At 71.2% G+C, this 13318-nt stretch carries 10 protein-coding genes; 3 read left to right on the forward strand and 7 right to left on the reverse strand.

Translation table 11 applies throughout. The features are described from left to right. Positions 1-42: 42 nt before the first annotated feature. From NDAS_RS23245 to NDAS_RS23255, 3 genes are all read right to left on the reverse strand, one after another. The gene (locus NDAS_RS23245; protein WP_013155701.1) at positions 43-1419 is read right to left on the reverse strand and encodes an NDP-hexose 2,3-dehydratase family protein; all 1377 of its coding nucleotides are present in this window, start codon (positions 1417-1419) and stop codon (positions 43-45) included. Further along, positions 1416-2528, reverse strand: coding sequence for a DegT/DnrJ/EryC1/StrS family aminotransferase (locus NDAS_RS23250; RefSeq protein ID WP_013155702.1), 1113 nt, complete (start codon positions 2526-2528; stop codon positions 1416-1418). The genes NDAS_RS23245 and NDAS_RS23250 overlap by 4 nt, the downstream gene beginning before the upstream one ends. A 194-nt stretch (positions 2529-2722) precedes the next feature. Further along, entirely contained in the window at positions 2723-3376 is a 654-nt protein-coding gene (locus NDAS_RS23255; protein WP_013155703.1) for an LmbU family transcriptional regulator, read from the reverse strand. A gap of 649 nt (positions 3377-4025) precedes the next feature. On the opposite strand from NDAS_RS23255, the gene NDAS_RS23260 reads away from it, so the two are divergent. Beyond that, on the forward strand, positions 4026-5315 hold the full coding sequence (locus NDAS_RS23260) for an activator-dependent family glycosyltransferase (protein ID WP_013155704.1): 1290 nt from the start codon (positions 4026-4028) through the stop codon (positions 5313-5315). On the opposite strand, the gene NDAS_RS23265 is transcribed toward NDAS_RS23260, so the two are convergent. The 3 genes from NDAS_RS23265 to NDAS_RS23275 all read right to left on the reverse strand — a co-directional run bounded on the left by NDAS_RS23265 (position 5302) and on the right by NDAS_RS23275 (position 8967). Beyond that, positions 5302-6528, reverse strand: a complete 1227-nt coding sequence (locus NDAS_RS23265; protein WP_013155705.1) for a class I SAM-dependent methyltransferase — start codon at positions 6526-6528, stop codon at positions 5302-5304. The two genes, NDAS_RS23260 and NDAS_RS23265, sit on opposite strands and share 14 nt — an antisense overlap. 98 nt (positions 6529-6626) lie before the next feature. Further along, positions 6627-7610 (reverse strand): NAD-dependent epimerase/dehydratase family protein, encoded by a 984-nt coding sequence (locus NDAS_RS23270; RefSeq protein ID WP_013155706.1) that lies wholly within the window; start codon positions 7608-7610, stop codon positions 6627-6629. Between the two features lie 4 nt (positions 7611-7614). Next, entirely contained in the window at positions 7615-8967 is a 1353-nt protein-coding gene (locus tag NDAS_RS23275) for a nucleotide sugar dehydrogenase (RefSeq protein WP_013155707.1), read from the reverse strand. 419 nt (positions 8968-9386) lie between these two features. Between NDAS_RS23275 and NDAS_RS23280 the strand changes: the two genes are divergently transcribed. Beyond that, entirely contained in the window at positions 9387-10646 is a 1260-nt protein-coding gene (locus NDAS_RS23280; RefSeq protein ID WP_013155708.1) for an activator-dependent family glycosyltransferase, read from the forward strand. Positions 10647-10719: 73 nt separating this feature from the next. Here the strand turns inward: NDAS_RS23280 and NDAS_RS23285 are convergent, their stop codons facing one another. Beyond that, complete coding sequence (locus tag NDAS_RS23285; RefSeq protein ID WP_013155709.1) at positions 10720-11994, reverse strand: activator-dependent family glycosyltransferase; 1275 nt, start codon at positions 11992-11994, stop codon at positions 10720-10722. A gap of 337 nt (positions 11995-12331) precedes the next feature. Here NDAS_RS23285 and NDAS_RS23290 point away from each other — a divergent pair, with 337 nt between their 5' ends. Next, positions 12332-13318 (forward strand): aldo/keto reductase, encoded by a 987-nt coding sequence (locus tag NDAS_RS23290; protein WP_013155710.1) that lies wholly within the window; start codon positions 12332-12334, stop codon positions 13316-13318.

A 13318-nucleotide genomic window follows, 5' to 3' on the forward strand; every position in this document is an offset into this window, starting at 1 on the left:
GGTACTTCCTCCCGGTCGGGCCGGGCGGGGCGCGCCCCGCCCTCAGCCCAGGGTGTGCAGGCAGACGAGGAGGGTCCTCGCCTCGATGTTGAGGTAGTGGCCGTGCCGGACCAGCTCCATGAGCTGGGCGACGGTGACCCAGAGGAAGTCCGGGGGGACCTCCGCGGGCAGGTCCGGATCGGCTTCGACGATCCGGTACCTGGTCTGGGCGTGGTGGAAGCGCCCGCCCTCCTCCGAGAGCAGGGCGTCGTAGCGCACGCGGTGGTCCGGCGGCGACTCCGCCTGGGCGGCGAAGGGCTCCGGGCGGCCCAGCGCCTCCGCCGAGGCCGAGTACTGCACCGTCGGGGTGATCTCGACGCGGTCGAGGGTCCCCGGTTCGGCGCGTGCCCGGACCAGGACGTGGAGCACGCCGCCGATCTCGCGCACCAGGAAGGCGGCGAACCCGTGCCTCTCGGGGGCGAGCAGCGGCTGCGTCCAGGACGCGACCTCGCGGATGCGCGCCGAGACCGAGACCATGATGATCCGGAACCCGGGGCCGCCGGAGATCTCGTCCCCGGTCCTGCGCCACCCCTCGGCCCGGGGCAGCGGCAGCAGCTCGGAGCGCCAGTCCACGACCGTCTTGGCCTCGGTGAACCAGCTGACCACACCGGTCATCGGATGCAGCGCGCCGTCCCCGTAGGAGCGCGCGAGCGCCCGCTCGAAGGGGTCCGCGGGCTCCGGCCCCTCTCCCCGGGTCACCGGCAGACAGGACAGCACCGTGCGGGCGTCCATGTTGACGAGGTTGTCCCGGCGCAGCATCCCGTGGATCTGCCGGAGCGTGAACCACCGGTAGTCCTCGTGCTCGGGGACGTCCTCGTCGGGGCCCACCTCGACGACGATGTTGCGGTTGTGCTTGCGCCAGAACCACTCGCCCTGCTCGGACTGGAGCACGTCCACCAGGACCCGGCCGCGGCGCGGAGCGCGGAAGTACTCCACGTAGGGGGTGGCCCGGCCTCCGTGGACCCCCGTGTAGTTGCTGCGCGTGGCCTGCACGGTGGGCGAGATCTGGCGGAGGTTGACGTTGCCGGGCTCGAACTTGGCCTGCATCAGGAAGTGGGGCACCCCGTCGAACTCCTTGACCAGGATGCCCAGGATGCCGATCTCCGGCTGGTCGATGACCGGCTGGTGCACCACCGCACCGCCGGAGGCCACGCGCAGCCCCCGGACGGAGAAGAAGCCGCCGCTCTCGTGGACGAGGTCCCCGGTCCCGGCGGAGAAGGACCAGCTGCGCGTGTGGTCGAAGCCGACCCGCTCGACGGAGAGCAGTTCGTGCCGGGGCCTGCTCTCCCACCACCGGGCGAACTCGGCGTCGGACACCAGCGGTACCGCCCGGTCCGACGCCGAGAGCGCGAACCGGGCTCCGTCCCCGGAACCGGTCACAGCTTGGCCAGGGTCTTGGTCAGGGCCTCGATGATCCGGTCCTGCTCCTGCCGGGGCAGCGAGGGGTACATCGGCAGCGAGAAGATCTCGTGGGCCAGCTTCTCGGTCACCGGCAGACTCCCGGTCTCGTAGCCCAGGTGGGCGAAGCCGGACATCGTGTGGACGGGCCACGGGTAGCTGACGTTGAGCGCGACGTCGTGGGCCTTCATCTCCTCGATGATCCGGTCCCGCTCGGGGTGGCGGACCACGTAGAGGTAGTAGGCGTGCTCGTTCCCGGGCGCCGTCGCGGGCAGGACCAGGTCCGTGTCGGCGAGCGCCTCGTCGTAGGCGCGGGCCACCGCCCTGCGGCCCTCGATGTACTCGTCCAGGCGGCCGAGCTTGCGGCGCAGGATCTCCGCGTGGACCTCGTCGAGCCTGCTGTTCTGCCCGTTCGGCGTGACGACGTAGTAGCGCTCCTGGTCCATGCCGTAGTAGCGCAGGCGCCGGAGGGAGGCGTCGACCTCCGGGTCGTTGGTGATCGTCGCGCCCGCGTGGCCGTAGGCGCCGAGGATCTTCGTCGGGTAGAAGGAGAAGGCGGCGGCGTGGCCCATGGAGCCCGCCACGCGCCCGTGGTGGGTGGCTCCGTGCGCCTGGGCGCAGTCCTCCAGGACGACCAGGCCGTGCTCGGCGGCCAGCGCCTCCAGCGGGGCCATGTCCACGCACTGCCCGTACAGGTGGACCGGCAGGATGCAGCGCGTGCGCTCGGTGATCGCCGCCGCGACCTGGTCCACACGCATGAGGTAGGTGTCCGGGTCGATGTCGACGAAGACCGGGCGCGCCCCCACCAGGTCGATGGCCAGGACCGTGGGCGCGGCCGTGTTCGACACGGTGATGACCTCGTCGCCCTCACCGACGCCCAGGGCGCGCAGGGCGAGCACGATGGCGTTGGTGCCGTTGTCGACGCCCGCGCAGTGCGCCACGCCGTGGTACTGGGCGAACTCCTCCTCGAAGGCCACCAGGGAGGGGCCCCAGATCAGCTTCCCCGACTTGAACACCTTGTCCACGGCGTCGAGGATGTCCTCCCTTTCCTTCTCGTACTCCTCCAGGTAGCCCCAGACATAGGTCGTCATGTGTTCCTCCGTTTTCAGGTCGCCCGCGGCCGGGAGAACCGGGCGCCTGGATCGTGTCAGCAAGGGTGGCCCCCGCGCGGCGACCACCCGGCTCCGTACCGGTTTCCGGCACACCAGAAGAATCGCCGGCGGGGGTTTTCCCACGGGGGGAGTCAAAATAAACGGCGGGTCCGTAACGGACCCGGGGTCTCGGCTCAGCCGACCTCAATCATTTTCTTGGCAGCCATGTCCAAGGCCTTGGAAGCCCACTCCGGGAAACTCATACCAGAACTCTCGGCGGCTTCCTGCCATTGCCTCTTCCGCTCCGGGTTAATGGCGACCTGAACGTATATGGTCTCCCGTGCGGGGTCCACTCCCCGGGCCTTGAGGCGGATGCGGCGGCGGAGCTCGTTGCGGGACCAGCGGCCCGCCTCGGCCTCGGCCAACCAGCGTTCCTGCTCCTCCTCCGGGAGGCCGCACACCTCGGCGTGGTGCTGGAAGCTCAGCTTCTCGCGGCGCCGGGCGGGGACGAACTTCCTGGCGACCCAGGCGTAGTTGCGCAGGGTCTGGTAGTCGAGGGAGGTCTTCTCGATCGCGCGCTTGTACCGCTGGGGGTAGTTCTCCTGGCCGTAGATGAGCCAGTCCCCGAGCCACCAGGCGGACGCGTCGGAGATGACGAAGATGTGCTGTCCCCAGCGCTCCCAGTCGACCATGGCCATGCCGTCGGGCAGGTGGAGGCTCGTTCTGCGGGTGGGGTTGCCCGAGGCGCCCCGTCGGCCGCCCGAGTCCGCGGCGGACCGGCTCCGTCTGGCTTCGGGGACCTTCGCCTGGGGGCTGGCGTGGCTGTCCGGATTCATCACTGCTTCCATGTGGGTCCCCTTATCGACCTTCCTGAGAGGGCAAGAGAACTCAGCGCTCGGGCCAGGATCAGTCGTCTTGTAAGACAAGGTGGTCTGATATCGGTAAGAGGGCTCACTGCGCATGTTCGCGGGTTGTGCGGACAAGGGTCCGGGCACACGTCGACGCCGGGTTCATGGGAGCACACGTGAAAAGGGGAACGGTCGACGGAAGTCGATCCTCAACCCCTCAGCGCAGATATGCGGTGAGCACAGAACGGACACAGTCTTCAAACTGGTTTAAAGAGGTCAAGAAATCAACTGGAGCCTGAAGACCCTCCCTGGCCGATGCCGCAGCGAAACCGGTCGTGGATAACCGGCGATAACCAGTCCGTCAACATGGCCGGTATCGGTCAACGCCGTTCGTAAAGCAGCGTATGAGATAGCTGAGCGTACAGGCAACCCCCTGATTATTAAGCACTTTGTGCTAGGCGGCGCACACGGTAAGTCGCGCAGGTGGGACGCCAAACCGCGGGCCCCGACTCGACGACACGCGGCCCGACCGGTGCTCACTCTCGGCGACGGAGCCCGGACGCAAGGAGGAAGGTCATGTGAGAAAAGGTTTTACTAATTCCTTCGAAACCCTCGCCCTAGCATTTCTGACAGATCGTGAGGATCTCCGGTGCGTATCTTGTTCGCAACGTTCTCCGAGAAGACCCACTTCATCGGGATGACCCCCCTGGCATGGGCGCTGCGCGCCGCCGGGCACGAGGTGCGCGTCGCCAGCCAGCCCGAACTCGCGCCGACGGTGGCCGCGACCGGGCTGCCGTTCGTCGCCGCGGGGTCGGACCACGTGCTCCCCCAGGTGATCGCCTGGGTCGGGCGCATGGCGCGGGACATGCGCCCCGACTTCGACATGATGCGCGTGGCGGCTCCGGAGGTCCCCTCCGGGGAGGAGCTGCGGGCCGCCTACCGCGACGTGCTGGTGCCGCTGTGGTGGAAGGTCGTCAACGACCCGATGCTGGAGGACCTGGTCGCCTTCTGCCGCGAGTGGCGCCCCGACCTGGTCGTGTGGGAGCCCATCACCTTCTCCGCGGCGATCGCCGCGGAGGCGTGCGGTGCGGCGCACGTGCGCTTCCTGTGGAGCCTGGACCTGTTCGCCGCGATGCGCGAACAGTACCTGCGCCACATGGAACGACAGCCCCCACAGGAACGCGACGACCCCCTCGCCGCATGGCTGGGCGACCGCGCCGCCCGCCACGGCGTCGACTTCTCCGAAACCCTCGTCCGCGGCCAGGCCACCCTGGACTACCTGCCCGCCTCCCTGGGCGTGCCCGCCCCCACCGGAGCCCGCCGCCTGCCCATCCGCTACGTGCCCTACAACGGACGCGCCGTCGTCCCCGACTGGCTGCGCACACCCCCCACCCGCCCCCGCGTCTGCCTCAGCCTCGGGACGACGGCCACCCAGCGCCTGGGCGGCTACACGGTCGACGTCGCGACCCTCCTGGAGGGCCTGGCCGACCTGGACGTGGAGGTCGTGGCCACCCTGCCCGCCCGCGAGCAGGAGAAGCTGGGCGCCGTCCCCGACAACGCCCGCCTGGTCGAGTACGTCCCCCTGCACGCCCTGACCCCCACCTGCGCCGCCATGATCACCCACGGCGGGGCGGGCACCGTGATGTCCGGCCTGGTGCACGGGGTCCCGCAGTCGGCCGTGCCGCACCACATGTACGACGAGCCCCTGCTGGCCTCACTGGTGGCCGCGCAGGGCTCGGGGGTGGTCGTGGACCCCTCCCGGGTCACCCCCGAGGCCGTCCGGGAGAGCACCCGGAGGCTGCTGGAGGACCCCTCCCACGCCGAGGCGGCGCGACGCCTGCGCGGGGAGGTGGACGCCATGCCCTCCCCCGCCGAGGTCGCGCGCCGGCTGGCGCGGGCCGCGGGGGAGGGCGGGCGGGTGGACCTCACACGGTGGTGACGTCCGGGACGTAGTGGATCCAGCGTCCCCCGGCCTCGCGGAACCCCTCCTCCTTGGCCATGATCTCCTCGGCGTGGTTCCAGGCCAGCAGGAGGGCGCGGTCGGGGTAGGAGGCCGTGAACGCGCCGTGGTCGCGCACCGGCACGTGGGAGCCCGGCGTCAGGCGCCCCTGCTTGGCCGGCGTGGTGTCGCAGACAAACTCCAGCAGGTCGGGGCCGATCCCGCAGAAGTTGAGCACGGTCGCGCTCTTGGCGGTGGCGCCGTAGCCCACCACGCGCAGGCCCTGGTCGCGCAGCGAGCGCAGTTCCTCCACGAGCCGGTCGCAGTTGCCCCGCACCCGGTCCGCGAAGGAGGCCAGCGACTCCGGGGAGGTCAGCTCCCGCTTCCTCTCCTCCTCCAGGATCGCCTCCACGGCGGGGGAGGCGGCCCGGGAGCCCTCGCGTGCCAGGGTGTAGCGCAGCTCGCCCCCGTGCGTGGGCAGACGCTCGACGTCGACCAGCTCCAGGCCGAACCTGCGCGCCATGTTGCGCACGGAGGAGGCGGTGAACAGGAAGAAGTGCTCGTCGTAGAACTGGTCGAAGGACGCCTTCTCGCTCACGTCACCGAAGTAGGGGTCCTCGAAGACGAACACGCCCCCGGGGGACAGCAGCTCCCCGATCCCCTCCAGTACCGAGTCCACGTAGGGGATGTGGCAGAAGGTGTTGGCCGCGTAGACGACGTCGGCGGGCCCGTCCTCGGCCAGGATCTCCAGGGCCGTCGCCTTCTCGAAGAAGGCGTTGCGCACGCGCACGCCCTTGCCGCGGGCGACCTCGGCCACGGCTCCGGAGGGCTCCATCCCGAGGTGGCGCACGCCCGCGCGGGCCACCGTCTCCAGCATGACGCCGTCGTTGCACCCCAGCTCGACCACGAAGGGGTCGGAGCCGGTCAGGTGCTCCGCGAGGAGCTTCTCGGCGGTCGCCTCGAAGTGGGAGCGCATCACGGTGGAGCCCGAGGAGTAGTACGGGTACCCCTCGTGGAACATGCGTTCCCGGGGCACCTCCTCCATCAACTGCACCATCTGGCAGTCCGGGCAGAGCCCGACCGCGAGGCGGTAGAAGAACTCCTCGCTCGTGTCGTCGGGCGCCCGGAAGGCGTCGGACAGCGGCTGGCGGCCGAAGTCCATGAACTGGGTGACCGTTCCTTCGCAGACACGGCACGTGGTGGTGGGGACCAACCTCAACTCCTCGGCTTCTCACGGACGTCGTCGGACGGGCGCGCCGGACTCGGCGGCCCGGGCGCGGACGGGGCGGTGGCGCACCGGCCGCGGCGGGGTCAGCCGGTGGTGTTCTCCGGCTGTTCGAGCCACCAGGGGTTCTCCTCGGCCCACTCGATGGTCCGGGCGACCCCCTCCCGCAGCGAGGTGGTGCTCTTCCAGCCCAGGAGCGAGCGGATCTTCCCCGCGTCGGGGATGCGCCGGTCCAGGTCCTGGTAGGAGTGCCCGAACCTGTCGCGCGTGTCGATCGAGGTCGGGACGACCTTGCCGCCGGTCAGCTCCACGATCAGGTCCACGGCCTCGCGGATGGTGACCTCGTCCGAGCTGCCGACGTTGAAGCACTCGCCGTCCGCCTCCGGACGGGTGCCGATCTGGACCGTCGCCTCGACGGCGTCGTCGATGTAGGTGAAGCTGCGGGTCTGGCCGCCCTCGTCGTAGACGACGGGGGGCTCGCCGCGCAGGGCGCGGTGGAGGCTGCGGCTGACGAGGAAGGCGGGGCGCTGGCGCGGCCCGTAGAGGTTGAAGTAGCGGACGATGGAGGCGTTGAGCCCCCGGCCCATGTAGCCGAACGTCAGGTGCTCGGCCAGGGCCTTGCTGGAGGAGTAGCTCCACCTGCTCGCCGAGGTCGTGCCGAGGACCCGGTCGGCGTCCTCCTTCCAGGGGACGTCGGGGTTCTTGCCGAACACCTCGCTGGTGCTGGCGAAGACCACCTTGGCCCCGGCGCGCTCGGCCAGGTCCAGGACGTTGCGCGTCCCCGTGAAGTTGACGTCGATGACCTCCATGGGGGACTCCAGGTACCGGTCCACCCCCACCACGGCGGCGAGGTGGTAGACCACGTCCACGCCCCCGCGGATCGCCTTGGCGAGCTGCTCGGAGGAGCTGACGCTGCCCCGGACGTACTCGACCTCCTTCCATGAGGGGGCGGGCGCGGGCCGGGCCCCCCTCGTGTCGAAGACCACGACCTCGTCGCCCCTGGCGAGGAGCCGGTCGACGAGGTGGCTTCCGACGAAGCCGTTCCCTCCGGTCACTACGGCGCGTGCCACGTGTCTACCGTCCGATCCCTCGGTAGGTGAAACCGAGCCCCGTCAGGGACTCGACGGTCTGGTCGTCGAAGTGGGCCCTGCCGTCCAGGAGGAGGCACTCCCGCGCCGTGAGGCGGCGCAGGGCCGCCATGTCCAGTGCGGCGAACTCGTCGTGCCAGGCGAGCACGGCGAGGCAGTGGGCCCCGGTCGCGGCCGCCTCCGCCGAGGGGGAGGGCTCCAGGCCGAACGTCTTGCGGACCTCGTCCGGGTCGGCGAGCGGGTCGAACACCGCCACGTCGGCCCCGGCGTCGCGCAGCGCGGCGACCACGGGCAGGGTCGGCGTGGACCTCAGGTCGCCGGTGTTGTTCTTGAAGGACAGCCCGATCACGGCCACGCGGGCCCGCTCGGCGGGGGTTCCCAGCGCGTCCAGCCCCTCGGTGACGAGCCCCGCGACGTAGCCGGGCATCGCGTCGTTGGCGCCGCGGGCCGAGACGACGGTTCCCAGGTGCACGCCCCTGTCCCGGGCGGAGCGCCACAGCATCCAGGGGTCCTTGGTCAGGCAGGAGCCTCCGACCCCGACCCCCGGCGAGAGGACGTTGATGGTCCCTCCGCCCTTGGGCACCTCGTTGGTGGCGGCGATGACCTCCATCGCGTCCACCCCGATCGACGTGCAGAAGCGGGCCAGCTCGTTGGCCAGGGCGATGTTGTGGTCGATCCACCAGTTGTTGAGGAGCTTGACCGTCTCGGCGGCCTCCATGGAGGAGCAGACGACGGTCCGCACGCCGAGCCGGGACTCCCAGAACCTCGCGGCGGCGGCCCCGCTCTCCGCGTCCCACCCGCCGACGACCACGGGCAGCTCCCGGATCTCCGCCAGGGCGTTGCCCTGCGACAGCCGCTCGGGGCAGAAGGCCAGACCGAAGTCCTCGCCGCACGTCAGCCCGCCGCTCTCCAGCAGGGGGACGACGAGATCACGGGTCGTGCCCGGGGGGACCGTGCTCTTGAAGACGAGGAGCTGCCCGCGGCGCAGGTGGCGGCCCGCCTCGGCGGCCGCGCTCCTGATCTGGGTCTCGACGAGGGTGCCGTCCTCCCGGACCGGCGTGCCGACCGCGACGACGACCACGTCCGCCGAGGAGATCGCGGAGTAGTCGGTCGTGGCGCGCAGGCGCCCGGCGTCCCGCCCCCGGGCCACCAGTTCGGGCAGTCCGGGCTCCTTGAGGTGGCAGCGGCCCGCCTCCATCTCCTCGACCGGGTGGGCGTCCACGTCGACGCCCACGACGTTCACCCCGTTGGACGCCAGGCTGGCGGCCACGCACGACCCCACGTACCCCAGGCCGACGACCGAGACGGTGATCTCCTCCCGGTCCAGCAGGAAACGCATACGATCTCCATTCGACTCTCAGCCCGGCGCTACAGGGAAAACAGGTCCGGAGGGACCTTGACGAGAAAAGTCGGGTTCCGTACCCGGCCATTCACCTGGCCCGGAGGCCGGATTCTCCCACTCTTTCTTCACTACTTCCCGTGGCCAGGGACGCACGGGGCAACATCGAGGGAATCATCGTCGGAATCGGAACAGCCAGCTTCTCTACAATCCCCTTTGTCGAGGACAGATAAAGCACCGGCCGGATCGGCTGGGCAATGATATCCGCGCGGAAGCGGCTCTTGGCAAACCCGGTTGCGCGGTGATTGGACCGCCCGCCGGAAAGGTAACAGGCCCGCCACCGGGGGCGGCGGAACCGGGAGCGCCCCGGTTCCCGACCCGGTGCGCGGGACCGCACACGAAGGACGGAGGCGACGGCCGTGCGCGTGCTGATCGCGACGCAGGCGGAGCGGACCCACTTCCTGGGGCTGGTGCCCCTGGCGTGGGCGCTGCGCGCCGCGGGCCACGAGGTCCGGGTGGCCAGCCAGCCCGAACTGGAGGCGGTGGTCACCGGGACGGGCCTGCCCTTCTCCCCCGTGGGCAGGGACCACCTCCTGCGCAGGGTCATGCGGCAGTACCACGCGATGACCGGCGGGGAGGACGACGACTTCGACATGGCCGAGGACCGTGACGAGGTCCTGACCTGGGACTACCTCCTGGAGGGCTACCGCCTGACCGTGCAGTGGTGGTGGCGGATGGTCAACGACCCCATGGTCGACGACCTGGTCGCCCTCTGCCGCGAGTGGCGCCCCCACCTGGTCGTGTGGGAGCCCATCACCTTCTCCGGGGCGATCGCCGCCGAGGCCTGCGGGGCCGCGCACGTGCGCTACCTGTGGGGGGCCGACATCTTCGCCCGCACCCGCGCGCGCTTCCTGGCGCGGATGGGCGAACAGCCCGCCTCACGGCGCGAGGACCCCCTGGCCGCGTGGCTGGGGACCAGGGCGGCCCGGTACGGGGTGAACTTCTCCGAGACCCTGGTCCACGGCCAGGCCACCGTCGAGCAGGTCCCCGCGTCCCTGCGGGTGGACACGCCCGCGCACCTGGAGTACCTGCCGGTGCGCTACGTGCCCTACAACGGACGCGCCGTCGTCCCCCACTGGCTGCGCACACAACCCGACCGCCCCCGGATCGGACTCAGCCTCGGGACCAGCGCGAACGAGTGGTACGGCGGTCACCGGGTCTCCGCCGGGGAGATCCTGGAGGGTCTGGCCGAGCTGGACGTGGAGGTGGTGGCCACCCTGCCCGCCAGTGAGCAGGCCAAGCTCGGCGCCGTCCCCGGCAACGCCCGCCTGGTCGAGTACGTCCCCCTGCACGCCCTGGCCCCCACCTGCGCCGCCATGGTCACCCACGGCGGCCCCGGCACCGTCCTGACCGGCCTCGCCCACGGAGTCCCCCAACTCCTGTCACCCAACGCGCACATGTTCGACACGGTCCTGCTGTCCGGGCTGGTGGAGGAGGCCGGGGCGGGCAGGGTCGTGGACCCCGACCGCCTGGACGCCGCCACCGTCGCCGCAGGCGTGCGCACCCTCCTGGAGGACCCCCGCCACACAAGCGCCGCCCGCGCCCTGCGCGCACGCATGGACGCCATGCCCACCCCCGCCGACCTCGCCCACACCCTCGCCGGCCTCACCCGCACCTGAACACGGACCGCGGGAGGAGCACTCAGACACCGCCGCCACGGGGCACCCGTTGTCCCGCTGGCGGGACCGTCCCTCAGACGGAGGCGCCCAGACCCTCCAGGACGCGGGGCAGGCCGCGCACCGCCTCCGCGGGCGAGGGCATGGCGGCCATCTCCCCGCGCAGGCGCCGCGCCGCCTCGGCGTGGGAGGGGTCCTCCAGCAGGCGCCGGGTCGCGTCGCGGACGCTGTCGGCCCCCGCCTCGCCCGACGGCACCACCAGCCCGGCCCCCTCCCGCTCCACCAGCCGTGCGAGCAGGGGGGCGTCGAGGCGGGGGCCGGGGACGAGGAGCTGGGGGACGCCGTGGGAGAGCCCGGAGCACAGGGTCCCCGGCCCCGCGTGGGTGATCATGACGTCGCAGGTGGGGGCCAGGACGTGCAGGGGGGCGTACCCCACCAGCCGCACGTTGTCCGGGACCGCGCCGAGTGCGGCCTCCTCCTCGGGGGGCAGGGTCGCGACCACCTCCGCGTCCAGTTCGCCGAGGCCGCGCACCACCTCGGCCAGGGAGAACGTGTACCCGCCGAACCACTCAGTCGTACTGCTCCCCACGCTGAGGCAGACGCGGGGGCGGGTGGGGGGTGTGCGCAGCCAGTCGGGGACGACGGCGCGTCCGTTGTAGGGCACGTAGCGGATGGGCAGGCGGCGGGCTCCGGTGGGGGCGGGCACGCCCAGGGAGGCGGGCAGGTAGTCCAGGGTGGCCTGGCCGCGGACGAGGGTTTCGGAGAAGTCGACGCCGTGGCGGGCGGCGCGGTCGCCCAGCCATGCGGCGAGGGGGTCGTCGCGTTCCTGTGGGGGCTGTCGTTCCATGTGGCGCAGGTACTGTTCGCGCATCGCGGCGAACAGGTCCAGGCTCCACAGGAAGCGCACGTGCGCCGCACCGCACGCCTCCGCGGCGACGGGGGCCGCGAACGTCGTCGCCTCCCACACGACCAGGTCGGGGCGCCACTCGCGGCAGAAGGCGACCAGGTCCTCCAGCATCGGGTCGTTCACCATGCGCCACCACCAGGCCGCGGTGTCGCGCAGGCCCCAGCGCATCTCGTCCCAGGACAGGTCGCCGGGCCAGCTCTCCCCCACGTCGAACAGCCCCGGGGCGTCGCCCTCGCCCCACTGCGTCACCAGCTCGAACCGCTCGCGCAGCAGGTGGTCCCGCCCGACCGGGACGGCGGGCAGACCCGCACTCCTCAGGAACCCCGCCAGTCCGGGCTGGCTGGCGACGCGCACCTCGTGCCCGGCGGCGCGCAGCGCCCACGCCAGGGACACCATGCCGATGAAGTGCGTCTTCTCCGCGTAGGAGGCGAGTAGTACACGCAAGGGGTCATCTCCCAGATGGAGGGCCGAACCCGCTTCCGGGACCGGGGCGGGCGCCGCGCGGCTCGGCGGCGGAGGAGGGGCCCTCGGCCGCGTCGAGTTCACGGGGCCCGGGATACGGTGCCATTCGTCCGCCGGGAGCGGGTCGGTCCCGGCCCGAATCCGCCGGACCGGAGCATACCGGCGCGGCCTTTCCCCGGAACGTGGAAGCCTTCCCCCGACGGCCTTTCCTGCTCCGGAAAAGTGGCGGCCTACCCGTGGGCTTCTTCAGCGGATGAGAGCTCCGTCCGACCCCGAGTCCCGTTTTCTCCGCGAGAGACACCATGAAACAGGGGAGAGAATGCAGTACACACGCCTTGGCCGGACCGCTCTTGAGGTCAGCCGGCTCTGCCTGGGAACGCTGAATTTCGGCGTGAACACCCCGAGGGACGAGAGTTTCGCGATGATGGACAGGGCCCTCTCCCACGGCGTCAACTTCTTCGACACCGCCAACCACTACGGATGGCAGGTCCACAAGGGCATGACCGAGGAGCTCATCGGCGAGTGGTTCGGCAGGGGCGGCGGACGTCGCGAACGCTCCATCGTGGCCACCAAGGTCTTCAACCCGATGAGCGACTGGCCCAACGACCGCGGCCTGTCGGCCCGCCACATCATCGCCTCGTGCGAGGGGTCCCTGCGGCGGCTGGGCACCGACTGGATCGACCTCTTCCAGATGCACCACGTGGACCGCAACGCGCCGTGGGAGGAGGTCTGGCAGGCGATGGAGATCCTGGTCCACCAGGGCAAGGTCCGCTACGTCGGCTCCTCCAACTTCGCGGGCTGGCACCTGGCGGCGGCGCAGGAGGCCGCCAACCGCAGGAACTTCCTCGGCCTGGTCTCCGAGCAGTGCGCCTACAACCTGGTGACGCGCCACGTGGAGCTGGAGGTGCTCCCCGCGGCGCAGGCGTACGGCATCGGGGTCCTGACCTGGTCGCCCCTGCACGGCGGCCTGCTCGGCGGCGCCATCCGCAAGCTGCGCGAGGGCACCGCGGTCAAGACGGTCAAGAGCCGGGCGATGCAGGCGCTGGAGGAGCGGCGCGAGACGATCGCCGCCTACGAGGACCTGTGCGACGAGATCGGCAGGGACCCCGCCGAACTGTCCATCGCCTGGGTCCTGTCACGCCCGGAGGTGCACTCGACGATCGTCGGGCCGCGCACCCTGGAGCAGTTCGACGGGGCGCTGCGGGCCCTGGAGACGGGGCTCGGCGAGGGGGACGGCGAACGGATCGACGCCCTGTTCCCCCCGGTCGGCAAGGGCGGCCCCGCCCCCGAGGCGTGGTCCTGGTGA

Origin of the sequence: Nocardiopsis dassonvillei subsp. dassonvillei DSM 43111 (assembly GCF_000092985.1) — a bacterium.
Taxonomy (GTDB): Bacteria; Actinomycetota; Actinomycetes; order Streptosporangiales; family Streptosporangiaceae; genus Nocardiopsis; species Nocardiopsis dassonvillei.